Here is a 22,952-nt window from a genome sequence, read left to right on the forward strand (position 1 = left end):
AGGAGTGACATGCGAAGGGAACCGGCTGCGTTATGAGGCGACAGTAGGAAGCAGCTCACCGTCCTGTCAATCTTTCTCCCAATCAAACAAAAACCGCCGAACCCGAAGGTCCGGCGGTCTGAACGCCTCATGGTATCGCGGCGATACCGAAATTACTTCCACTCGCGAATATCGACGAAGTGGCCTTCGATGGCAGCAGCAGCAGCCATGGCCGGCGAAACAAGGTGCGTGCGGCCCTTGTAGCCCTGACGGCCCTCGAAGTTGCGGTTCGAAGTGGAGGCGCAACGCTCGCCCGGCTTCAGGCGGTCGTCGTTCATGGCAAGGCACATGGAGCAACCCGGTTCACGCCATTCGAAACCGGCATCCTTGAAGATCTTGTCGAGACCTTCTGCTTCCGCCTGTTCCTTCACGATGCCGGAGCCCGGAACGATCATGGCGGATACGGTGGATGCCACCTTGCGGCCTTCGACAACCTTGGCGGCAGCGCGCAGGTCTTCGATGCGGCCATTGGTGCAGGAACCGATGAACACGCGGTCAACCGCAATATCGGTGATCTTCGTGCCCGGCTTCAGGCCCATATAGTCCAATGCGCGCCACTTGGAAGCGCGCTTGGTCTCGTCTGCAATATCGTCCGGGTTTGGAACGACGCCCTGAACGGAGATCACGTCTTCCGGCGAAGAACCCCAGGAAACGATGGGCGGCAGGTTGGCGGCGTCCAGCACGACAACGCGGTCGTAGTGTGCGCCCTCGTCGGAATGCAGCGTCTTCCAGTAGTCGAGCGCCATGTCCCAGGCCTTGCCCTTCGGTGCGCGCGGCTTGTCCTTGATGTATTCGAAGGTCGTCTCATCCGGCGCAATCAGGCCAGCGCGTGCGCCGCCTTCAATCGTCATGTTGCAGACGGTCATGCGGCCTTCCATCGAGAGCGAACGAATGGCTTCGCCCGCAAATTCGATGACGTGGCCTGTGCCGCCAGCGGTGCCGATTTCGCCGATGATGGCGAGAATGATGTCCTTTGCGGTCACGCCTTCCGGCAGCTTGCCATCCACACGCACCAGCATGTTCTTGGCTTTCTTCTGCACCAGCGTCTGGGTCGCCAGCACATGCTCCACTTCAGACGTGCCAATGCCATGCGCCAGCGCGCCGAATGCGCCGTGCGTGGAGGTGTGGCTGTCGCCGCACACGATTGTCATGCCGGGAAGCGTGAAGCCCTGTTCGGGGCCAACGATGTGGACGATGCCCTGGCGCTTGTCCTTCTCCGAGTAATACTCAACGCCGAAATCCTTGGCGTTCTGGGCCAGTGCCTCAACCTGCACGCGGCTCTCTTCGTTCTTGATGCCCGTGTGGCGGTCCGGCGTCGTCGGAACATTGTGGTCCACAACAGCCAGCGTCTTTTCCGGGGCGCGCACCTTGCGGCCCGCCAGGCGCAGGCCTTCGAAAGCCTGCGGCGACGTCACTTCGTGAACGAGGTGACGGTCGATGTAGAGAAGACAGGTGCCGGTGTCATCGGTCGAGACGACGTGATCGTCCCAGATCTTATCGTAGAGAGTACGAGGTGCGCTCATGGCTGCCATCCATTTGGTCTTGGAAAATATGAGATTTTTGAACTCGGCAGCACGCGCTGCCCATCGCTTTCGAAAGTGCTCAGGCGCACCGAAGTCGGCTGTTCAGAGCGCCGGAAATGCGCGCGAAGAACCGTGCCGGCAGACGCTTGTGGTCCTGCAGCACGATAAACTGGTTCGCAAGGCATCCGAACTTTGATCCCATGCGGGCTTCCTAGCAGTTTTTCAATATTCCGGCAATTGCCAAACAGCGCAGCCACGAGAGGTTGATTTCGCCTCCCCTGCCGCCCTACATTTATGAGCAACTATCAAATTAGCTTCTCTGCAAGGAAGGATGAATGGCCGGCCCCGAACAAGATGAGATGGACCGGCTGGAAGCGGTTCGCATGATCCATCCTTCCTGCTTTGGCCCCACCTCCGAGCTGAAGGCACTGGCGGAACTTGGTCAGAAGATCTTTTCGGTCAAGCGTGCTGCCATCCACGTTCTGGATGAAGACTGGCTGCGGATTGCCACCCAGGCAGGTATGATGCTGGCGGAATGCACGCGGGAGATAACGATCTGCGACCGTGTGGTCATGAACCGGCAAGTGCTTGTGGTGCCGGATATGCGGGACGTGCCGGAACTGGCGGAGATGCCCTATGTGGAAGGGGAGCCATTCCTCAGGTTTTATGCAGGGGCCCCGGTGGAATTGGAGCGAGGGCTCATCGTCGGTACGTTCTGCCTGCTGGACGATGAGCCGCGACCGGTCGAAACAGTCGATGTCGATAGTCTTGTGCGGTTTGCCACGGTTGCCTCTGCGCTGCTCAAGCTTCAGCGCAACAATTTCCAGATGACGCTGGCCGAGCAGCATCTGCGCCTCGCGGCCCTCACCGACCCGTTGACCCGCTTCTACAATCGCGGAGCACTTCCTGTGCTCGTCGATCCACTGTTGCAGGCGGCCTCGATAGGCCGCACGGAACTGGGTGTGCTTTATCTGGATATGGATGGCTTCAAGACAATCAACGATACCTTCGGTCACGATGTTGGAGATGCCGTTCTTCAGCAGGCGGCGGATCGCATCCGCGCGGTGCTTGGGCAGAACGGTATTGTGGTTCGCATGGGTGGCGATGAGTTTGCCATCTTCATCGAACGGGTGGCGGATAGCGCCTTCCTGTCCGGCCTCGCAGATCGGCTGGTGAAGGCTTTTCACCCTCCCTTCACCGTCAAGGACAAGCAGTTGCAGGCGCGCCTGAGTGTCGGTGGCGCTTTGGCGGGTGTGGGCAGGTTTGATCGCGGCACGCTCCTGCAGATTGTCGATACCGCACTCTATCAGGCCAAGGCAGCCGGTCGAAACCGGGCAATCATTCAGGCGGCCTGATCGTGCCTCACGCTCGTTTCTACACCGAGCGCGATCGCATTTTCTGCTCGAACCGTCGCAGCACCAGCGAGAGGCTGATCGTCAAGGCTAGGTACACATAGGCGAGGATCGAATAGGTCTCAAAAAACCGGAATGAGCCGGAGGCATAGACCTTCGCCATCTGGGTAATGTCGGCCACGCCGAGTACCGAGACCAGCGAGGAATCCTTGACCATGCTGACGAAATCGTTCGACAGCGGCGGAAAGACGATGCGCAGCGCCTGCGGCAGCACGATCAGCCTGAACCGCTGAAAGCGCGAGAGGCCGAGCGCCTTGGCCGCTTCCACCTGACCTTGAGGAATTGCCTCAATGCCAGCGCGGAAGATTTCCGCGATGAAGGCGCTATAGGCAATGGTCAGTGCCATCACGGCACGGGCCAGCAGTGAAAAATCCCGCACCAGCAGCGATGGCATAAGCCCTTTTTCGATGAGGGGCGCAGCGAGATAATTATAGGCGGCAACAATGCCGGGTGCTGCCACGAAGGCGATGTAAAACAACAGGACGAGGATCGGCAGGCCGCGAATGACCTCCACATAGAAGCGGGCGGATTGGCGAAGCCATCTCATGTGCGAAAGGCTGGCCAGTGCAATGCCCATTCCAAGCAGGCAGGCCAGGAAGAAGGCGAGAAGCGCCACGCTCACGGTAATGCCCAAGCCCTTCGCCACGGTCAGGAAGATCTGCGAATAGAGATCCTCTGTTGCAATGACCGCCGCGAAAGTGATGAAGAGCAGGCAGAGAACGGCCAGCCACCAGGGGAAATCCGCTGGTGGCCTTGCCCTGTTTACGGCTGTCATTGGCCCATCTTGTAATCGAGGAACCACTTCTTGTTCAGCGCGTCGAAGGTGCCGTCCGCCTTCAGGCTGGCAATCGCGGCATTGACCGGTTTCACCAGATCCGAACCCTTCTTGAAGATGAAGCCGAAATCTTCCGATCCGAGCGGGCCGCCCACCAGCTTCAAGCCGCCCTCTGAGGCATCGACATAGCCCTTGCCAGCCGTCCCATCGGTCAGAACCATGTCCACATCGCCCGTCTTCAGTGCCTGAACCGTGGCGCCAAAGGTCTCGAACAGCTTGATGCGCGGGTTCTGCTCATTGCCATCCAGAACGGAATAGACGGCGGTGTAGAACGGCGTGGTGCCGGGCTGGGCGGCAATCAGGGCATCCTTGGTATCGGCAAAGCTCTTTGCATCGGAAAAGCGCTTCTCATCGCCGCGCACCAGCATGAACTGCTCCGAGCGCATATAGGGGTCGGAAAAATCCACCTTCTCCTTGCGGTCGTCCTTGATGGTGATGCCGGTCATGCCGATGTCGAACTGGCCGTCGGAAACGGACTGGATCATCGCATCCCAGGCGGTGGTCCGGTATTCCACCTTGGCCTTCAGGCGCTTGGCGATTTCGTTCATCGCATCATATTCCCAGCCCATGGCCGTGCCGGTTTTCGGATCGACGAATTGCAGCGGCGGATAGGCGTTTTCCGTCACCACCACAATGGTGCGACCGGACAGGTCTGGGAGTTCCGCCGATTGTGCCCGCTCTATGGCAAAGGGCGCGAGAAGCAGCGCTGCGAGACCGGAGAGAAGCAGACGGCGGGATAGCATGGGAACTCCTGTATGTGTGGCGGGGTGATTTTCACGGAAACGGGCCACTATGCAAGAGCCTGCTTTCGCAAGTGTCTGCCGGCTGCTCTTGCCGCGCGTCTTGCTTCCGCTATTTCCACTCACACACCGGGGCACGGGGGCCCTATATCTATTCTTAGGAGGAAGCCCTTTGGTTTCTGAAAAGTCGCTGATCGCAAAGATCACCTGGCGCCTCATGCCGTTTCTCGGCCTGCTCTATCTGATCGCCTATATCGACCGGCAGAACGTGTCCTATGCCAAGCTGCAAATGGTCGATGCGCTCAGCCTTAGCGAATATGCCTATGGTCTGGGCGCGTCGCTCTTCTTCGTCGGCTATTTTATCTTTGAAGTGCCGAGCAACCTCTTCCTCAACCGCTTCGGCGCCCGTGTGTGGTTTACCCGTATCATGGTCAGCTGGGGCCTTGTGACGGTGGCGCTGGCATTTACCCAGAATGCGACGATGTTCTACATCCTGCGCTTTCTTCTGGGGCTTGCGGAGGCTGGCTTCTTTCCCGGCGTCCTCTATCTGCTGACCCTCTGGTTCCCCAAGGATTACCGCGGCCGCATGGTCGGTCTCTTCATGATCTTCAGCGCCTTTGCCAATGCAATCGGTGCGCCGCTGGGCGGCGTGCTTCTCGATCTGGATGGCCTGCTGGGCCTGGCTGGCTGGGAATGGGTGTTTCTCGCCACCGGCGTTCCGGCGGTTGTTGCGGGCGTTTTCACCTACTTCTATCTGGATGATACGCCGGACAAGGCCCACTTCCTGACCGATGCGGAAAAGCAGTGGCTGCGTGATCGTCTGGCGGCTGAAAATTCTGGCATGGACGAGCATGCCGATAACGGCTTCAAGGCGCTCGTCAATCCGCGCGTTCTCCTGATGTCGCTTTGCTATATCGGCTTTCCGCTCGCCGCCTATGGTCTCAGCTATTGGCTGCCGACCATTGTGCAGGGTTTTGGCGTGTCCAATACCATGAACGGCATCATCAATATCATTCCGTGGCTCATCGTGGCGCTGGCGCTCTGGATCATCCCGTCCGCCGCCGACAAGACGGAAAACAAGACGCCCTATATCGTCGGGCCTGCCTTCATTGGTGCCATCTGCCTTGCGCTCTCGGCCATTGTCACCGCGCCTGTGGTGCAGTTCACGCTGCTGTGCATCGCCGCTGCCGGAATCTTTGCCGGTCAGCCGGTGTTCTGGTCGTTGCCCGGTCGTTTCCTGAAAGGGGCAGGGGCCGCAGCCGGCATTGCCGCCATCAATTCCGTCGGCAATCTCGGCGGCTTTATTGCGCAGAATGTCGTGCCGTGGATCAAGGACTCAACCGGCAGCACCATTGCGCCCATGTTCTTCCTGTCTGCCTGCCTTGCGGCTGCGGGCGTGCTGGTCATCATGGTGGGCAGAATGCTGGCGAAGAAACGCGCCGCTGTCATCTGATGCGGTGCGACCCCGGCAGCCTCTGCCGGGGTCGGTTCCCTGCCGGGAACCATGGGCACGGAATGTGCCTCCTTTTTTCACCCGCCAGACATGCCTATTTTCCGGTTCCATTCCAAGCCGGAGATATTTCATGAAGTCCCTCTTTAGTGCCCTCTTCCTTGCCACCGCCTCCGTTGGTGCATTCGCCGCAAGCTCTGCCTCCGCGCAGGAAGCCGTTGTTGAAGCTGCCGACAAGGAGGCTCTGTTCACCAGCCCCGATCCGCAGCTGCATGCCAACAAGCAGGTGGTGTACAAGATCATCCGCGATCTTCTGGAAGCCAATCACTGGGATAGAGCGGGGGATTACCTCACCGAGCGCTATATCCAGCACAATCCGAATGCGGCCTCTGGCCGTCAGGGCGTGGTCGATTTCTTCACCAAGGTCTTGAAGGTTCAGCCGACGCCCATCCCGGACAAGATCAAGACGCCGGTGGTCTTCGTGCAGGCGGAAGGCGATCTGGTGACGGTTGCCATGGTGCGGACGGAGAAGGATCCCAAGGATCCGTCGAAAACCTACACGACGACCTGGTATGACACCTGGCGCATCAAGGACGGCAAGGCAGACGAACATTGGGATTCTGCCGTAAAAATGTGAGCTGAATCCCTTTCTCGACATCTTGTGCAGCCAAAACAGGCTGGCAAGTTTGAGAGGAGAGACAAGCCATGCGTATTTATCTGGTTGCGGCCGCAGTTCTCACCAGTGCTGCGGGCGCGCCCGCGAGTGCGGAAACCATCTGCACCATGGTGGCAGATGCCGCAAGCGGCAAGGTGCTTCGGCAAGAGGGCGATTGCGCCCGCCGCGTCACACCCGCCTCCACCTTCAAGATCCCGCTTGCCGTTATCGGCTTTGATTCCAGCTTTCTGAAAAGCCCGCATGCGCCGGTGCTCGATTTCAGGAAGGGCGATCCAGATTGGGGCGGGGCCGAGTGGAAGAAGCCAACGGATCCCGAGCATTGGCTGAAATATTCCGTCGTCTGGTTTTCGCAACGCATCACCCATGCGCTGGGTGAGGAAAAGCTCACCGATTACGCCCGCAGGTTCGGCTACGGCAATGCCGATTTCTCCGGCGATCCGGGCAAGAACAACGGGCTTGAGCGTGCGTGGATTGCCTCATCGTTGAAAATCTCGCCGCAGGAGCAGATCGCCTTTCTGCAGAAGCTCGCCAAGCGCAGCCTGCCTGTCGCACCGCAGGCCATGGAGCAGGCGATTGCCTCCATGGAGCGTTTCCCGATTGATGCAGCTGGCTGGCAGGTCAAGGGCAAGACGGGCATGGCCTATCCCCGTTCAGCGAGCGGTGAGTTCGATTATGCGCGGCCCTGGGGCTGGTTCGTTGGCTTTGCAGAACAGGGAGATCGGAAGGTCGTGTTCGCGCGGTTGATCCAGGATGAGAAGAAGCTGCCGGGTTCGGCCAGCGCCAGAGCCCGTACGGCCATTCTGAACGAACTTCCTGCCGCCTTGCGTGCGGTGGAGTAGAAACAAAAAAGGCGGGCATCAAGCCCGCCTTTGTCACATCCCCTACTGCATAATTCTTTAAATCAGAATCGATTTAAGGTGAAAATTATGCAGCAGATTTATAGTGTTACAGCGTCCTTTGTGCGTTTGATAAAACGCACGACGCTGTAGAGGATGACTTATTCTGCTGCACCTTCGGCAGCGGCAGCCTTTTCAGCGGCTTCTGCTGCTGCCTTTTCGGCGGCCAGAGCCTGTGCTGCTGCAACCTTTTCAGCTTCCAGACGTGCGCGCTCTTCAGCAGCGGCAGCGCGTTCAGCTTCGTTGAGCTTGCGGGCGCGGGTGCCGGTGTTCTCGACGATACGAGCAGACTTACCGCGACGGTCGCGCAGGTAGTAGAGCTTCGCACGGCGAACCTTACCGCGACGGATCACTTCAACGCTGTCAACCAGCGGGGAGTAAACCGGGAATACGCGCTCGACGCCTTCGCCGTAGGAGATCTTGCGAACGGTGAAGCTTTCGTTGATGCCGCCGCCGGAACGAGCGATGCAAACGCCTTCGTAGGCCTGTACGCGGGTACGGTTACCTTCGCGAACGGTAACGTTGACGCGCAGCGTGTCGCCAGGAGAAAATTCAGGCAGCTTGCGCTTGGCTTCGATCTTGGCAGCCTGTTCGGCTTCCAGCTGAGCGATGATGTTGGTCATGTTAACCTCTAGGTTCTTCTGAAACGACCAGAGCGCTCAAGCGTCGGAACCTTGGATGAAACCTTGGAACCGTGCCATCTGAAAACCGTCAGGCAGGAGCGGATTCGTCATTCTTTGTTGCGGTCAACGGGAGCAACTCCCATTTCCGCGTCGGCCTTTACACCAAACTGTCACGCTTGTCACCCCGCCTCGCGGAAGATTCAACTGTCAGAAAGCCCTAATCTTCGCTTGTGGCATCAGGTAACGGCGGTTATCTGCGAAGAGCCTGATCGGTGGGAGGATCGGGCTCCATATGGGGGAGGACATGGTGTGACATTATCGATCATTCTGCTGCTGTTCGTCTCGGGCTTCCTGTCCGGTGCGGTGAATGCCATTGCCGGTGGCGGCACGTTTCTCACCTTCGGTGCGCTCACGCTCGCCGGTTTGCCGCCGATTTCGGCCAATGCCACCTCATCCATCGTCCAGTTTCCCGGCTACATTACCTCCACCCTGGCCTATAAGGGCGAGCTTCTGAAGCGCTGGAGAAGCGCTGTCGCTCTCACCATTGTTTCGGCGTTGGGCGGGCTGGGTGGTGCGCTTATCCTGCTTGCGCTGGATAATCCCTCCTTCCGCGCCATGGTGCCCTGGCTTCTGGCAGCGGCCACGGCCATCTTCGCGGCAGGGCCTTTGTTGAAGCCGAAAGCCTCGCAGGAGCGTTCATCAAGCTCGCCTGCCTCGCTCATCGGCCAGTTTCTCACCTCCATTTATGGCGGCTTCTTCGGGGCTGGAATGGGCATCATGATGCTGGCGGTGCTGGGGCTGACCACCGGCGGCTCCTATCACCACATGAATGCGCTGAAGAACCTGCTGGCCACGGTCATTGCAGCCGTTGCTATCGTGGTCTTTGTCAGTGGCGGCGTGGTCGGCTGGGCGCAGGCCCTGGTCATGATCCCGGCGGTTGCTGCCGGTGGCTATGCGGGCGTCTGGCTTGCCCGGCGCGTGCCGCAAACGGTCATGCGCGTGCTGGTCATCTGTGTCGGCATCGCGCTGACCATCTATTACTTCGTCACGGGCTGAGGCGATTTTTCCAGCAGATCCGGGCGACGTTCCTTCGTCAGCGCCAGCGCCTGCTCATGACGCCATTTTTCGATGGCTGCGTGATTGCCGGAGGTCAGAACGGCCGGGATTGTCCGGCCCTCGAAATCCTGCGGGCGGGTATAGTGCGGATGTTCCAGAAGGCCGGTCTCGAAGCTTTCATGCGTGCCGGATAGAGCATTGCCCATGACGCCCGGCAGAATGCGAACCACGGCATCCAGCAGCGTCAGGGCCGCAGGTTCGCCGCCGGAGAGAATGTAGTCGCCGATGGAGACTTCCTCCAGCTGGCGCGCCTCGATTACGCGCTGGTCAACACCCTCGAAACGGCCGCAGACAATCACCACCCCTTTGCCTTCCGCCAGTTGGCGAACACGCTCCTGGCTCAAAGGCTTGCCTCGCGGGCTCATCAGCAGGCGCGGACGCGTATCATCGGCCACGGAATCGATGGCGCGTGCCAGCACATCCGGCTTCAACACCATGCCCGCACCGCCGCCTGCGGGGGTATCGTCTACCGTCCGGTGCTTGTCTGTCGCAAAGTCGCGGATCTGCACGGTCTCCAGCGCCCAGTCCTGCCGTTCCATCGCCTTGCCTGCGAGGGAGTGGCCAAGATGGCCGGGAAACATTTCCGGGTAGAGCGTCAGAACCGTCGCAAGGAAGGGCGTCGACATGGGCTATCAGTCTTCCTTCGGCTTCTTTTTCTGCGGCTTGTCGCCTTTCGGCTTGCCGTCCGGCGGGGGCAGGTCCGTGTCCGGCGTATCGATCAAGCCTGCGGCCATCGGGTCGATGAGAAGCCTGCCGTTTTCCAGGTCGATCTCCAGCACGGCGGCTTCGGAAAAGGGAATGAGCGCCGGGCGGCGGCCAGGCCCTTTCAGCTCCAGAAGGTCGCCGGCACCAAAATCGAAAACGCCGCTCACCGTGCCATAGCTTGTGCCCTCGGCATCGACTGCTTCAAGGCCCTCAAGATCGGCATAGTAGAATTCGTCCTCTTCCAGCTCGTCGTCCGGCAGGTTGTCGCGGTCGATGAACAGTTCAAGACCGTTCAGCGCTTCTGCCGCATTGCGGTCGTTCACGCCGCGGAAGCGCACGATAACGACGTTTTTCGCCTCGCGAATTTCGAGGATTTCGAAAACCCGGCCGTCCGCGCTGTGCAGGTTGCCATAATCGCCAATCGCGGTCGGATCTTCGGTAAAGGCACGCACGCGCACTTCTCCGCGCAGGCCCTGCGCCGCGCCGATCACCGCCATCAGAATGGGATTTTCCAGTTTTGCCATCTCATCACCCAGAGCATGTCGCGCAAAAGTGTGTAGCGGTTTTGCGGAAACGATATGCGTCAAAACAAAAGGTTGAAGCGTGCAGAGCCAATCTCAAGGGGAGAAAATCTCGAAGATTGCAACACGCATCAGGTTTCGCTGAACGCTCTACCCCGGATTTCGCGCGATGAAAACCGAAAGCTGAAACAACAAAGCGGGCGGCGTGTTGCCACGCCACCCGCTCATTGGCATTTTGCACCCGAGGGTGAATTATTCAGCAGCAGCTTCAGCGGCTTCTGCAGCCTTCTGAGCCTTCTCGGCAGCGCGCTCCTGAGCCTTCTTGCCCGGCTTTGCCTTGTTCGGGTTGTTGCGAGCGTCACGCTCTGCAAGGCCAGCTTCTGCCATGAAGCGCAGAACGCGGTCTGTCGGCTGTGCACCCTTGGCAACCCAGGCCTTGATGGCGTCAGCATCGAGAACGACGCGCTGGTCGCTGTCCTTGCCGAGCATCGGGTTCCAGTGGCCTACAGTGGCGATGAAACGGCCATCGCGCGGCGAACGGGCGTCAGCAATAACAACGTGGTAGTAAGGGCGTTTCTTGGAACCACCACGGGCGAGACGGATCTTCAGGGACATTTCAAACTCCTTAGGTTTTTCTGTTCAGGCCGCCTTCTTCGACGGGCTGTATGGTGTTGAGGCCGCCGTCAGGCGGTCTTTTCGGTTACGCCGCCATGTTCGGCGGCAATGGCTTCATGATGACGGATCACTTCCTTGATAATGAAATTCAGGAACTTCTCCGCAAAATCCGGATCGAGTTCCGCGTCCTTTGCAAGACGGCGCAAACGCTCGATCTGGTATTCCTCGCGCGACGGGTCGGCCGGCGGCAAATCGTAATGTGCTTTCAGAACGCCCACTTCCTTTGTGCAACGAAAGCGTTCCGCCAGCATATGCACCAGGGCCGCGTCGATATTGTCGATCGACTGGCGGTAGCGGCTCAACTGGTCCTTGACTTTCGGATCGATCATGCTGGCGTTCCTTTAAGCCTTACTTCTTCTTCGGGAAGCCCGGCAGGCCGGGCATGCCGCCCAGACCCGGAAGCTTTGCGCCGCCGAGACCCGGCAAACCACCACCGGGAAGGCCACCCGGCAGTCCAGGCATGGAGCCCGGCTTGAAACCGGCGGCTTCCGCCTGCTTGGCCAGCGCTTCCAGCTGCTTCGGGTCCATGCTGGAAAGGTCCGGCATTCCGCCCCCCAGGCCACCAAGTCCCATCTTGCCGGCAAGGCCGCCCATCAACTGCTTCATCATGCCGCCTTTGCCTTTGCCGCCCATGGCTTTCATCATGTCGGCCATCTGGCGATGCATTTTCAGAAGCTTGTTGATTTCGGCAGCATCCGTGCCGGAACCGGCGGCAATGCGCTTCTTGCGGGAGTGCTTGAGGATATCGGGATTGGCGCGCTCGGCCTTGGTCATCGAGGAGATGATCGCCAGCTGGCGGTCGAATACCTTGTCGTTCATGCCGGAAGCGGCCAGCTTGTCCTTCATGCCAGCCATGCCCGGCATCATGCCCATGATGCCGCCCATGCCGCCCATGGCCTTCATCTGGCGAAGCTGCTCGGCCAGGTCGTTCAGGTCGAACTTGCCCTTGGCCATCTTCTCGGCCATGGCGCGCGCCTTTTCGGCGTCAATGTTCTCGGCGGCCTTCTCGACCAGCGAAACAATATCGCCCATGCCGAGAATACGGTCGGCGATCCGGCGCGGATGGAACTCGTCGAGTTCCGTCATCTTTTCGCCGATACCGATCAGCTTGATCGGCTTGCCGGTGACGGCGCGCATGGAAAGGGCGGCACCGCCACGGCCATCGCCGTCCATACGGGTCAGCACGAGGCCGGTAATGCCGACGCGCTCATCGAAATTGCGGGCGAGATTGACGGCGTCCTGACCAGTCAGCGAATCCGCGACCAGCAGAATTTCGTGTGGCTTGGAGCGGGCCTTGATCTCGGCCATTTCCGCCATCAGCGGCTCGTCGATATGCGTACGGCCCGCCGTATCGAGGATCACGACATCGTGGCCGCCGAGCTTTGCCGCCTGTACGGCGCGAGAGGCAATATCGGTGGGCGACTGGCCGGCAATGATCGGCAGGGTATCGACACCCGTCTGAATGCCGAGCTGGCGCAACTGCTCCTGCGCGGCGGGGCGGCGCGTGTCGAGCGATGCCATCAGCACCTTCTTGCGGTCGCGATCCGTCAGGCGCTTGGCAATCTTGCCGGTGGTGGTGGTCTTGCCCGAGCCCTGCAAACCGACCATCATGATCACGACCGGGGCAGGCGCATTCAGATCGATGGAAACGCCTTCGGAGCCCAGCATTTCGATGAGCTCGTCATGAACGATCTTCACGACCATCTGGCCGGGCTTGATCGATTTCAGAACGGAAGCGCCAACGGCTTTCTCACGAACGCGATCCGTAAAGGAGCGAACGACTTCCAGCGCCACGTCCGCTTCCAGAAGCGCACGGCGAACCTCGCGCATGGCCGCCGAGACATCGGCCTCGGAGAGCGCGCCACGGCCGGTCAGTCCACTCAAGATGGAGCCAAGACGGTCCTGGAGGTTTTCGAACATCGTTTCATCCTTCTAGACGTTGACCGGGGATAGACCGGAAACGTCGGGTCTCTACTGCCGAAAAACAAGACGCATAGCCAAAAAGCACCCGAGGGCGCAACGCGCTGTCGGGTGTTAACCTCCGGGATCTCTTTATACCTTTGCGGGTCCCGGTCGGCGGCTAAAGTACTTCGACTTTCAGCAGATCGCGCCGCTTAAACAGGAGAAGCGGGCGTGAGTCAAGGGTTTCAAGCGTTTCACGCCGGATGGATGACCTGCCCAAGGGCCTGATGGCTGGTGATCCTGTGCGTCGAAGTCTTCGTATCACGCTTGAAGGCTTTATACGCACACCCTATAGATTGAAGATGAAGAGACGGAATTTCCTCAAATTGTCAGCGATTGGCGGTCTTGCGCTTCTGGGCGGGGGATTGCTCGCAGGGAGAGCGATGGCTGCGAACCGCTATTACACGGGTCCGGTTTCGGATCATTTCGATGGAACGCGCTTCTTCAATCCGGGTGGGGAGGAACCGAAAGGGTTCATGGGCCTGCTGAAATGGCGCTTCAACGGCAAGAGCGTGGATTGGCCCGCCAGCTATCCCAGCCCCTTTGCGCCTGTGGTGCCGGAAAAGCGCGTCAGCGGAAACAGACTGGTCGTCACTATGGTCGGCCATGCCTCCATGCTCATCCAGGTCGCGGGCCTGAACATCCTGACGGACCCCGTCTGGTCGGAGCGCACCAGTCCCGTCTCGTTTGTCGGGCCCAAGCGCGTCAATCAGCCCGGTATCCGGCTGGAAGATTTGCCGGCTATCGATATTGTGATCGTCACCCACAACCATTACGATCATCTGGATATTGAAACGCTGAAGCGCATTCATGCGGTGCATCGGCCCCGCTTTATCACGCCGCTTGGCAATGATGCCATTTTCGGCCCGGAGCTGGACGATCCGCGCATCACGGTCATGGATTGGGGCTCGAAGGACTATATCGGCAAGAATGTCACCATTCATTGCGAGCCCTGCCACCATTGGTCGGCACGCGGCCTGAATGACCGCCGCATGGCGCTCTGGGGTGCCTTCGTCATCGAAACGCTGGCGGGCAAGATCTACCATATCGGCGATACAGGCTTCCATCAGGGCATTAATTACAAGGCCGCGGCTGCAAAGCACGGCAATTTCCGCCTCGCCATCCTGCCCATTGGTGCCTACGAGCCGCGCTGGTTCATGCAGGCACAGCACCAGAACCCGGAGGAAGCGGTGGCAGGGATGCAGCTGGCCAAGGCCTCTTATGCCATCGGTCATCACTGGGGCACGGTCAAGCTCACGGATGAGGGCATCGAGGAGCCTCTGGCAGCGCTTTCCAATGCGCTTCAAGCTGCGCAGATGAAGCCGGAACGGTTTCGCGCCCTTCGGCCCGGTGAAGTGTTCGACGTGCCGGATGCGTAAGCCGACTTATCCATTATAGTCGAAAATGACTATCTAAAGTTGTTTATGCCTTCGCCAAGTCGGGCATTGACTTCCATCATTTTGGCTCGCACACTCACGCCCATTCACCAGGGGTGTCCCGCAAGGGGCTGAGATTCCGCTGGGCGTGAAACATCACGCAGCGCGGTGACCCGTTGAACCTGATCCAGTTCATACTGGCGTAGGGACGGTGCGAGCGCTTGAGGTTTTGCGGGCTTTGCTGCCCTCAAATGGCGTCTATCCATCTTTCCGGCTGACATGACTGGATCTCCAAACCTGAAAACCTTGGAGTTCCACGATGAACATTGCCCCCAATTTTCCACGACTTGATGTCACCACAGGGCCGCTTCCGGCCTCGACGAAGATCCATGTGAAGGGTGAACTGCATCCCGATATCCGGGTTCCCCTGCGCCAGATCGCGCTTCACCCCACCTCCGGCGAGCCGCCTGTCAATGTCTACGATTCCTCCGGCCCCTATACGGATCCTGCCGTCGCCATCGAGATCGAGAAGGGCCTGCCGCGCCTGCGCGAAAGCTGGATAGCGGCGCGCGGTGACACCGAACTGTACGCTGGACGCGATGTGAAACCGGAAGATAACGGCTTTGCCAGCGGTGAACGTCTGACGCCGGCTTTCCCCGTCCAGCCACAGCCGCGCCGCGCCGTTGCGGGCAAGGCGGTCACCCAGCTTGCCTATGCGCGGGCGGGCATCATCACGCCGGAAATGGAATTTGTCGCCATTCGCGAAAACCTCGGACGCAAGGCGCTGAAGGAGAAGCTGGAGCGCGACGGCGAAAGCTTCGGCGCATCTATTCCCGACTATGTAACGCCGGAATTCGTGCGGCAGGAAGTGGCGCTGGGGCGTGCCATCATCCCGGCCAATATCAACCACCCGGAATTGGAGCCGATGGCGATCGGCCGCAATTTCCTGGTCAAGATCAACGCCAATATCGGCAATTCCGCCGTCACCTCCTCCATGGCGGAAGAGGTGGAGAAAATGGTCTGGGCCATCCGCTGGGGTGCCGATACGGTGATGGACCTCTCGACGGGCCGCAACATCCATAACATTCGTGACTGGATCATCCGCAATGCCCCGGTGCCGATTGGCACGGTGCCGCTCTATCAGGCGCTGGAAAAGGTCGGCGGCATTGCCGAGGATCTCACCTGGGAAGTCTTCCGCGATACGCTGATCGAGCAGGCGGAGCAGGGGGTGGATTATTTCACCATCCATGCGGGTGTCCGGCTTCATTACATCCCGCTCACGGTCAATCGTGTCACCGGCATTGTCTCGCGCGGCGGCTCCATCATGGCCAAGTGGTGTCTGCACCACCACAAGGAAAGCTTCCTCTACGAACACTTCGAAGAGATCTGCGATATCTGCCGCGCTTACGATGTCTCTTTCTCGCTGGGCGATGGTCTTCGCCCCGGCTCCATTGCCGATGCCAATGATGCAGCGCAATTTGCCGAACTCGAAACGCTGGGCGAACTCACCAAGATTGCTTGGGCGAAGGATTGCCAGGTCATGATCGAAGGCCCCGGCCATGTTCCCATGCACAAGATCAAGGAGAATATGGACAAGCAGCTGAAGACCTGCGGCGAGGCTCCGTTCTACACGCTCGGGCCGCTCACCACGGATATTGCACCCGGCTATGATCACATCACGTCGGGCATCGGTGCTGCCATGATCGGCTGGTATGGCACAGCCATGCTTTGCTATGTCACGCCGAAGGAGCATCTCGGCCTGCCGGATCGCGATGATGTGAAGGTCGGCGTGATCACCTACAAGATCGCGGCCCATGCGGCAGATCTTGCCAAGGGTCATCCGGCGGCACAGGTGCGCGATGATGCCCTGTCGCGGGCGCGGTTCGAGTTCCGCTGGGAAGATCAGTTCAACCTCTCGCTCGATCCGGAAACGGCGCGCTCCTATCACGATGAAACCCTGCCGAAGGAGGCGCACAAGGTGGCGCATTTCTGCTCCATGTGCGGGCCGAAATTCTGCTCCATGCGCATTTCGCACGATATCCGCGCCGAGGCGCAGAAGGAGGGGCTGGAAGCCATGGCGGCCAAGTTCCGCGAGGGCGGCGATCTCTATATGCCGCTTCATGAGCCGGCTCAGGAGTGAACATGTCCATCCTGATCAAGGGGGCCGGCGTTGCCGGCCTCACACTGGCGCATGAGCTTCACCGTCGCGGCTTTGCCATCACGATCCGTGAGCGAAAATCCGCCGCAGGGCTCGGCGCCTCCCATTATGCAGGCGGAATGCTGGCCCCGTGGTGCGAGCGGGAATCGGCATCGGAGGCTGTTCTGCAAATGGGTCTGTCGGCGGCCAATTGGTGGGATCAGGCAGTCCCCGGCCTCGTGGAGCGCAAGGGCACGCTGGTGGTTGCCCCCAGTCGTGATAGGGGCGAGCTGGAGCGCTTTGCCCGGCGCACCAGCGGTTTCGAATGGCTGGATGAGGCGGGCATCGCGGCTCTGGAACCATCCCTTTCCGGTCGCTTCCGTCGAGCTCTTTTCTTTGCGGGCGAAGCGCATCTCGATCCGCGACTGGCGCTCACAAAGCTGGCCGAAACACTGGCTTCCTCAGGTGTCCGCTTCATTCACGCAGATGATCCGCTCTCCGCACATGGCTTTGATCATGTTGTCGATTGCACGGGCGCTGCCGCCATTGGTTCGCTTGAGGGTCTGCGCGGCGTTCGCGGTGAAATGCTGATGCTCCATGCGCCGGATGTTCACCTCAGCCGAACCGTGCGCGTGCTGCATCCGCGCCACCCGGTCTATCTCGTGCCGCGGGGGGAGGGGCGTTACATGCTGGGCGCCACCATGATTGAAGCCAATGACGATGCGCCCGCAAGCGCCCGTTCCGTCATGGAACTGTTGAACACTGCCTATGCGCTGGATCCGGCTTTCGGCGAGGCCCGCATCTTGGAGCTTGGCGCAGGTGTTCGCCCCGCCTTTGCCGATAATATGCCGCGTGTTCTGCAAACCCCGAACGGCTTGGCCATTGCCGGGCTTTACCGGCACGGCTTTCTGCTGGCTCCTTCGCTTGCTCGTCAGGCGGCAGATATGTTGGACCACACCATGAATGCGCGGAGGCTGACCGCATGAAACTCATCGTCAACGGCGAAACCCACGATCTTGCCATCGCAACGCTTGGTGAACTGCTGGCGGCGCTGGAGTATGAGGGCGAATGGCTGGCAACGGCAGTGAATGCCGAACTGGTCCACCGAGAGGAGAGGGAAGGTTTCCCTCTCAGTGAGGGAGATCGTATCGAAGTTCTGTCGCCCAGACAGGGAGGTTGAAATGAGCCTGGTACTCTACGGCAAAACCGTCCAGTCCCGCCTTCTTCTCGGCACGGCCCGTTACCCCTCGCCGGATGATCTGGCGGAGGCGGTGCGCCAATCGGCCTGTGACATTGTCACCGTCTCGCTGCGGCGGGAAACGGCGGGTGCGCGCACAGGCGGTGCCTTTTTCGATCTGATCCGCGAACTCGGCGTTCATGTTCTGCCCAACACGGCAGGCTGTCACACCGTCAAGGAAGCCGTTTTGACGGCCCACATGGCGCGCGAGCTTTTCGGCACCCAATGGATCAAGCTGGAACTCATTGGCCATCAGGATACGCTGCAACCGGATGTGTTCCAACTGGTGGAAGCCGCCCGAATCCTGTGTGAGGATGGCTTTGAGGTCTTCCCTTACACGACGGATGATCTTGTGGTGGGCGAGCGTCTGCTGGAAGCGGGCTGTCAGCTTCTCATGCCCTGGTGCGCGCCCATTGGCAGTGCTCTCGGGCCGCAGAATATTCATGGGCTGCGGGCCATGCGGGCGGAGTTTCCGGATATTCCCTTGATCGTGGATGCCGGTATAGGCCGCCCCTCCCACGCAACAACGGTCGTGGAACTCGGTTTCGATGCGGTGCTGCTCAATACGGCGGTCTCCGGTGCCGATCATCCGGCAAGCATGGCCAAGGCTTTTGCGCTGGCCATCGAGGCGGGCAGGCTTGGCTTTTCCGCGGGCCTGCTGGAGCCACGCGATATGGCGGTCCCCTCCACGCCCGTCATCGGCAAAGCAGTGTTCGGGTAGGTGTATAGCTGCTGAGAGCCGCCCAACCCCATCAACCACTTAGCATTTTTCCATACGCCACGCCCAAAACCTGTGTTTCAATTTGCCCGTTCCGCAACGGTTACACCAGCAGGCGTGCTGGCGATGCGGGGCCGGCGCGGGTGTGAGGGGCAAGACGCAAAACCCTCATGTCCGGGCACGCGGAAAATGGTCTCCCTCTGGCGACAACGGGGGAAGCGGTCAGGTGTCGGACGTCAGCCTGTCTCTTCATCTCCGAAGGAGCGCGCCGGGCGTGCCTGTGCGGCACACATGGGGAAGGGTGAGGGAAAGCTTCGCCGTCTGTAGTCCGGCCGGTCTCGGTCAGGCGGCGGTCAAAGGGCTTCCCCATCATTCCAGGCAGAGAGACCGGAGTCGCGTGCAAAAACCGCTGAACGGGGCGCTGAAAGGTGTCACCTACTTTATACCATACGAGGCAGCTTTCAGCGCCCCGGCCTGACAAGCATCACAGCACGGGCTGAAACGCCGCGTGAATATTGGCGCTTGGGCGAAGATCCGGTCCGCTCTATACTGGAAACAGCTGCCATTTTCCGCCATATAAAGCATGTTGCGCAAAAGTGTGCAGCGGTTTTGCGCTAACAACATGCGATAAAACAAAAACTTAAAGCGTGGAGAGCGAATCTGAAAGATCGCGACGCGCTTTAGGCCCAAAGGTGCAGGCGGTTCTGCAAGGCAAGGTGGCGTCAATGAGTGCAGTGGTCGAATTCGCGAAGATGAACGGGCTTGGCAACAAGATCCTGGTTGTCGATATGCGTGGCCGCACGGATCGCGTCACACCGGAAGCGGCGATTGCGCTTGCTGCCGATCCGGCCACCAATTTCGATCAGATCATGGCGATCCACGATCCGAAGCTTGCTGGCACGGATGCCTATATCGATATTGTCAATTGCGATGGCACGCGGGCGCAGGCCTGCGGCAATGGCACGCGCTGCGTGGTGCAGGCGCTGTCTGCGGAAACGGGCCGCAAGCTATTCACCTTCCAGACGCTGGCTGGCATTCTGAACGCGGAAGAACATGCCGATGGCACCATTTCCGTCGATATGGGCAAGCCGGTTTTTGAGTGGGACAAGATCCCGCTGTCGGAAGAATTCTTCGATACCAGCCGCATCGAGCTTCAAATTGGCCCGATCGATCAGCCGATCCTGCATTCGCCTTCCGTCATGTCCATGGGCAATCCGCACGCCATCTTCTGGGTGGATCGCGATCCCATGTCCTTCGAGCTGGAGCGTTTCGGCCCGCTTCTTGAAAACCATCTCCTGTTCCCGGAAAAGGCCAATATCACGCTCGCGCATGTCACCTCGCGCAATGAAATGGTCACCCGCACCTGGGAGCGCGGCGCTGGGCTTACGCTTGCCTGCGGTTCGGCTGCCTGTTCCGCTGGTGTTTCCGGTGCGCGCACCGGCCGCACGGAGCGCAAGGTGGATATCATCGTTGCCTCAAGCCCAAATCGCGGCAAGCTCTCTATCGAATGGCGGCAGGATGATCATGTCATCATGACGGGTCCGGCGGAATGGGAATGGTCGGGCCGCCTCGATCCGCTGTCCGGCACTTTTGAGCGGGATCAGGAGCCTGAGGTGCAGGCGAAGTGAGTGGCGTCGATGTCATCACCTTCGGTTGCCGTCTCAATACCTATGAATCCGAAGTCATGCGCTCAGAGGCGGAAAAGGCTGGCTTGAACAATGCCATCCTGGTCAATACCTGCGCCGTGACGAGTGAAGCCGTGCGGCAGGCGCGGCAGGCCATTCGCCGTGCGCGGCGGGAGAATCCCCATGCGCGGATCATCGTCACCGGCTGTGCGGCACAAACGGAAGCTAAGACCTTCGGCGAAATGCCGGAAGTGGATGCCGTTCTCGGCAATGAGGAAAAGCTGAAAAGCGCCTCTTATCGGGCGCTGCCGGATTTCGGCGTGTCTGCCGAAGAGAAGCTTCGCGTCAACGATATCATGAGCGTCAAGGCCACGGCTCCGCAAATGGTCAAGCACATCGATGGGCATGTGCGGGCTTTCATTCAGGTGCAGAACGGCTGCGATCACCGCTGCACCTTCTGCATCATTCCCTATGGTCGCGGCAATTCCCGCTCGGTTCCCATGGGCGCTGTGGTTGATCAGGCACGAAAGCTGGTGGCGGAAGGTTATCGCGAAATCGTTCTGACGGGGGTGGATGCCACCAGCTATGGCGCGGACTTAGCCGGAACGCCCACGCTTGGCCTGCTTGCCAAAACACTTCTGAAACAGGTGCCGGACATCCGCCGTCTGCGCCTTTCCTCCATCGATAGCATCGAGGCGGATGGCCATCTCTTCGATCTCTTGGCCGATGAGCCGCGCTTCATGCCGCATCTGCATTTGTCCTTGCAGCATGGCGACGATATGATCCTGAAGCGCATGAAGCGGCGTCATTCCAGCGCGGACGCCCTGGCTTTTGTGGAGCAGGTGCGCCGTCTTCGTCCGGAGGTGAGTTTCGGCGCGGATATGATTGCGGGCTTCCCGACGGAAACGGAAGAGATGTTCGCCAATGCGCTGGCTCATGCAGATGATTGCGGCCTTTCTTTCCTGCACGTCTTTCCCTATAGCCCACGTCCCGGTACGCCTGCGGCCCGCATGCCGCAGCTGGACCGTGCGCTTGTGAAGGAACGGGCGGCACGCTTGCGCGTTCGCGGTGAGGAACTGCTGAATAGGCATCTTTCCCGCATGGTCGGCACGCGGCAGACCATTCTCGTGGAAATGAGCGGGTTTGCGCATACGGAAAATTTCTCGCTGGTGGCAGCGCCGGAACTGACACCGCGCGATCTGGTGTCGGTCACGATAACGGGTCACAACGGCAAACATCTGACAATGCAGGTCAACGCTGCTGAAGCTGCGTGACGGAACGGATCATTCATGGCGCTGGGTTTCATCAAAAAAGTCTTCACCTTCGGCAAGGACAAGGCACCTGCGGATGCCAGTTCGCCGGAGGCCGAGCTTTCGGCGGAAGAAAAAGCCGCAATCGCTTCTGAGACCGAACCGCATTCGCGAGAGGAAAATCTGCCTCTCTCGCCTGTCGATCCTGTCGCCCAAGCGGAAATGGAAACGGCGGGCGGTCCCTCCGATGATGATGAGGATGCCGAGCCGGAACTGATCCCCTCCGGTGAGGCGCCGGGTGAGCTTGGCATGGTGCCGCTGTCTCTGTTGCAAGCAGAAGCCGAGGCGGAGGAGGGAAGCGATGGCGAGCAAGGCCAGTCCCCCTCAGTTCCCGCCGAACCCGTTCTCCCCAAAGGTTTCGCCACCCGCAAGGAAGTGGCTCCGGTCGAAGCCGCGCCAGAGGTCAAGCTTTCCTGGTTCCAGCGGTTGCGGCAGGGTCTGTCACGCACTTCCGCGCAGCTGACGGGCCAGATCACGGCACTGTTTACCAAGCGCAAGCTGGACGAAGCCACGCTTGAGGAGCTGGAAGACCTGCTGATCCAGGCCGATCTTGGCGTGGAAACGGCCATGCGCATTGCCGATACGCTGTCTTCCGAACGCTATGGCAAGGATGTGACGGGCGAAGATGTGTCGCGCATCATGTCGGCGGAAATCACCAAGGTTCTGGCGCCGGTCGCCAAGCCGCTGGAGCTTGATCTTTCCCACAAGCCGCATGTCATTCTCGTCGTTGGCGTCAACGGTACGGGCAAAACCACCACCATCGGCAAGCTGGCGGCCAAACTCTCGGGCTCCGGCCTCAAGGTCATGCTGGCGGCGGGCGATACCTTCCGCGCTGCCGCCATCGAGCAGCTGAAGATCTGGGCGGATCGCACAGGATCGGACTTCATCGGCACCAAGCTTGGCGCGGATGCCGCAGGTCTGGCCTATGATGCCTTCGAGCAGGCCAGGGCGCGCAAATCGGATGTTCTCATCATCGATACGGCAGGTCGCCTGCAAAACAAGGCTGAGCTGATGTCCGAGCTGGAAAAGATCGTGCGCGTTCTTGGCAAGCTCGATCCGGATGCGCCGCATACGGTCTTGCAGACGCTCGACGCTACCACTGGCCAGAACGCCATGAACCAGGTGGAAATCTTCCGCAATGTAGCCGGTGTCAGCGGTCTCATCATGACCAAGCTGGATGGCACGGCACGCGGCGGCATTCTCGTTGCCATTGCCGCCAAGCACAAGCTGCCGGTCTATTTCATCGGTGTGGGTGAGGGGATCGACGATCTCGAACCCTTTGAGGCACAAGATTTCGCCCATGCCATTGCCGGTGTGGCCCATTGATGCCACACAAGCCGCTTTAAATTCCTGTCCCGAAGAAGATCGAGAACCAT

At 59.8% G+C, this 22,952-nt stretch carries 23 protein-coding genes and 1 riboswitch; of the genes, 13 read left to right on the forward strand and 10 right to left on the reverse strand.

Annotation, left to right across the window (positions count from 1 at the left end; translation table 11 throughout):
- Positions 1-152: 152 nt before the first annotated feature.
- Both leuC and ACFSE1_RS12755 read right to left on the reverse strand, forming a co-directional pair.
- Positions 153-1,562 carry a 3-isopropylmalate dehydratase large subunit gene (leuC, locus tag ACFSE1_RS12750; protein WP_377401762.1) on the reverse strand — a complete coding sequence of 470 codons (1,410 nt, stop codon included), beginning with the start codon at positions 1,560-1,562 and terminating at the stop codon, positions 153-155.
- Between the two features lie 79 nt (positions 1,563-1,641).
- On the reverse strand, positions 1,642-1,764 hold the full coding sequence (locus ACFSE1_RS12755) for a hypothetical protein (protein WP_377401765.1): 123 nt from the start codon (positions 1,762-1,764) through the stop codon (positions 1,642-1,644).
- Positions 1,765-1,897: 133 nt separating this feature from the next.
- On the opposite strand from ACFSE1_RS12755, the gene ACFSE1_RS12760 reads away from it, so the two are divergent.
- Positions 1,898-2,917 carry a diguanylate cyclase domain-containing protein gene (locus tag ACFSE1_RS12760; protein ID WP_377401768.1) on the forward strand — a complete coding sequence of 340 codons (1,020 nt, stop codon included), beginning with the start codon at positions 1,898-1,900 and terminating at the stop codon, positions 2,915-2,917.
- Positions 2,918-2,936: 19 nt separating this feature from the next.
- Here the strand turns inward: ACFSE1_RS12760 and ACFSE1_RS12765 are convergent, their stop codons facing one another.
- Together ACFSE1_RS12765 and ACFSE1_RS12770 are read right to left on the reverse strand one after the other, a co-directional pair.
- Positions 2,937-3,749, reverse strand: coding sequence for an amino acid ABC transporter permease (locus ACFSE1_RS12765; RefSeq protein ID WP_377401771.1), 813 nt, complete (start codon positions 3,747-3,749; stop codon positions 2,937-2,939).
- A complete protein-coding gene (locus ACFSE1_RS12770; protein ID WP_377401774.1) occupies positions 3,746-4,552 on the reverse strand; it encodes a transporter substrate-binding domain-containing protein in 807 nt (268 codons plus the stop codon). The genes ACFSE1_RS12765 and ACFSE1_RS12770 overlap by 4 nt, the downstream gene beginning before the upstream one ends.
- A gap of 169 nt (positions 4,553-4,721) precedes the next feature.
- Here ACFSE1_RS12770 and ACFSE1_RS12775 point away from each other — a divergent pair, with 169 nt between their 5' ends.
- From ACFSE1_RS12775 to blaOXA, 3 genes are all read left to right on the forward strand, one after another.
- Positions 4,722-6,002, forward strand: coding sequence for an MFS transporter (locus ACFSE1_RS12775; protein ID WP_377401777.1), 1,281 nt, complete (start codon positions 4,722-4,724; stop codon positions 6,000-6,002).
- Positions 6,003-6,132: 130 nt separating this feature from the next.
- Entirely contained in the window at positions 6,133-6,636 is a 504-nt protein-coding gene (locus tag ACFSE1_RS12780) for a nuclear transport factor 2 family protein (protein ID WP_377401780.1), read from the forward strand.
- A gap of 68 nt (positions 6,637-6,704) precedes the next feature.
- Positions 6,705-7,514, forward strand: a complete 810-nt coding sequence (gene blaOXA, locus ACFSE1_RS12785; protein WP_377401783.1) for a class D beta-lactamase — start codon at positions 6,705-6,707, stop codon at positions 7,512-7,514.
- 158 nt (positions 7,515-7,672) lie between these two features.
- Here blaOXA and rplS read toward each other — a convergent pair whose 3' ends face one another.
- Positions 7,673-8,194 carry a 50S ribosomal protein L19 gene (gene rplS / locus ACFSE1_RS12790; RefSeq protein WP_377401786.1) on the reverse strand — a complete coding sequence of 174 codons (522 nt, stop codon included), beginning with the start codon at positions 8,192-8,194 and terminating at the stop codon, positions 7,673-7,675.
- A gap of 309 nt (positions 8,195-8,503) precedes the next feature.
- On the opposite strand from rplS, the gene ACFSE1_RS12795 reads away from it, so the two are divergent.
- A complete protein-coding gene (locus tag ACFSE1_RS12795; RefSeq protein WP_377401789.1) occupies positions 8,504-9,250 on the forward strand; it encodes a sulfite exporter TauE/SafE family protein in 747 nt (248 codons plus the stop codon).
- Here the strand turns inward: ACFSE1_RS12795 and trmD are convergent.
- The 5 genes from trmD to ffh all read right to left on the reverse strand — a co-directional run bounded on the left by trmD (position 9,232) and on the right by ffh (position 13,131).
- The gene (trmD, locus tag ACFSE1_RS12800; RefSeq protein ID WP_377401792.1) at positions 9,232-9,936 is read right to left on the reverse strand and encodes a tRNA (guanosine(37)-N1)-methyltransferase TrmD; all 705 of its coding nucleotides are present in this window, start codon (positions 9,934-9,936) and stop codon (positions 9,232-9,234) included. The genes ACFSE1_RS12795 and trmD overlap by 19 nt on opposite strands.
- Before the next feature lie 6 nt (positions 9,937-9,942).
- Complete coding sequence (gene rimM / locus ACFSE1_RS12805) at positions 9,943-10,539, reverse strand: ribosome maturation factor RimM (protein WP_377401795.1); 597 nt, start codon at positions 10,537-10,539, stop codon at positions 9,943-9,945.
- Between the two features lie 249 nt (positions 10,540-10,788).
- The gene (gene rpsP / locus ACFSE1_RS12810; RefSeq protein WP_377401798.1) at positions 10,789-11,151 is read right to left on the reverse strand and encodes a 30S ribosomal protein S16; all 363 of its coding nucleotides are present in this window, start codon (positions 11,149-11,151) and stop codon (positions 10,789-10,791) included.
- A 68-nt stretch (positions 11,152-11,219) separates the two neighbouring features.
- Entirely contained in the window at positions 11,220-11,540 is a 321-nt protein-coding gene (locus ACFSE1_RS12815; protein WP_377401801.1) for a chorismate mutase, read from the reverse strand.
- 19 nt (positions 11,541-11,559) lie between these two features.
- The gene (ffh, locus tag ACFSE1_RS12820; protein ID WP_377401803.1) at positions 11,560-13,131 is read right to left on the reverse strand and encodes a signal recognition particle protein; all 1,572 of its coding nucleotides are present in this window, start codon (positions 13,129-13,131) and stop codon (positions 11,560-11,562) included.
- 344 nt (positions 13,132-13,475) lie between these two features.
- Between ffh and ACFSE1_RS12825 the strand changes: the two genes are divergently transcribed.
- The 8 genes from ACFSE1_RS12825 to ftsY all read left to right on the forward strand — a co-directional run bounded on the left by ACFSE1_RS12825 (position 13,476) and on the right by ftsY (position 22,902).
- A complete protein-coding gene (locus tag ACFSE1_RS12825; protein ID WP_377401806.1) occupies positions 13,476-14,552 on the forward strand; it encodes an MBL fold metallo-hydrolase in 1,077 nt (358 codons plus the stop codon).
- Positions 14,553-14,651: 99 nt separating this feature from the next.
- Positions 14,652-14,776: riboswitch (TPP riboswitch) on the forward strand.
- A gap of 92 nt (positions 14,777-14,868) precedes the next feature.
- On the forward strand, positions 14,869-16,689 hold the full coding sequence (thiC, locus tag ACFSE1_RS12830) for a phosphomethylpyrimidine synthase ThiC (protein WP_377401809.1): 1,821 nt from the start codon (positions 14,869-14,871) through the stop codon (positions 16,687-16,689).
- A gap of 2 nt (positions 16,690-16,691) precedes the next feature.
- Entirely contained in the window at positions 16,692-17,672 is a 981-nt protein-coding gene (thiO, locus tag ACFSE1_RS12835) for a glycine oxidase ThiO (RefSeq protein WP_377401812.1), read from the forward strand.
- Positions 17,669-17,866 carry a sulfur carrier protein ThiS gene (gene thiS, locus ACFSE1_RS12840; RefSeq protein WP_377401815.1) on the forward strand — a complete coding sequence of 66 codons (198 nt, stop codon included), beginning with the start codon at positions 17,669-17,671 and terminating at the stop codon, positions 17,864-17,866. Before thiO ends, thiS begins: the two co-directional genes overlap by 4 nt.
- Before the next feature lies 1 nt (position 17,867).
- Complete coding sequence (locus ACFSE1_RS12845) at positions 17,868-18,644, forward strand: thiazole synthase (RefSeq protein ID WP_377401818.1); 777 nt, start codon at positions 17,868-17,870, stop codon at positions 18,642-18,644.
- Positions 18,645-19,366: 722 nt separating this feature from the next.
- The gene (gene dapF, locus ACFSE1_RS12850; RefSeq protein ID WP_377401821.1) at positions 19,367-20,269 is read left to right on the forward strand and encodes a diaminopimelate epimerase; all 903 of its coding nucleotides are present in this window, start codon (positions 19,367-19,369) and stop codon (positions 20,267-20,269) included.
- Positions 20,266-21,540, forward strand: a complete 1,275-nt coding sequence (mtaB, locus tag ACFSE1_RS12855) for a tRNA (N(6)-L-threonylcarbamoyladenosine(37)-C(2))-methylthiotransferase MtaB (RefSeq protein ID WP_377401824.1) — start codon at positions 20,266-20,268, stop codon at positions 21,538-21,540. Before dapF ends, mtaB begins: the two co-directional genes overlap by 4 nt.
- Positions 21,541-21,555: 15 nt before the next feature.
- The gene (gene ftsY / locus ACFSE1_RS12860; RefSeq protein ID WP_377401827.1) at positions 21,556-22,902 is read left to right on the forward strand and encodes a signal recognition particle-docking protein FtsY; all 1,347 of its coding nucleotides are present in this window, start codon (positions 21,556-21,558) and stop codon (positions 22,900-22,902) included.
- Positions 22,903-22,952 lie beyond the last annotated feature (50 nt).

Origin of the sequence: Affinirhizobium helianthi (assembly GCF_042680945.1) — a bacterium.
Classification (GTDB): domain Bacteria; phylum Pseudomonadota; class Alphaproteobacteria; order Rhizobiales; family Rhizobiaceae; genus Neorhizobium; species Neorhizobium helianthi.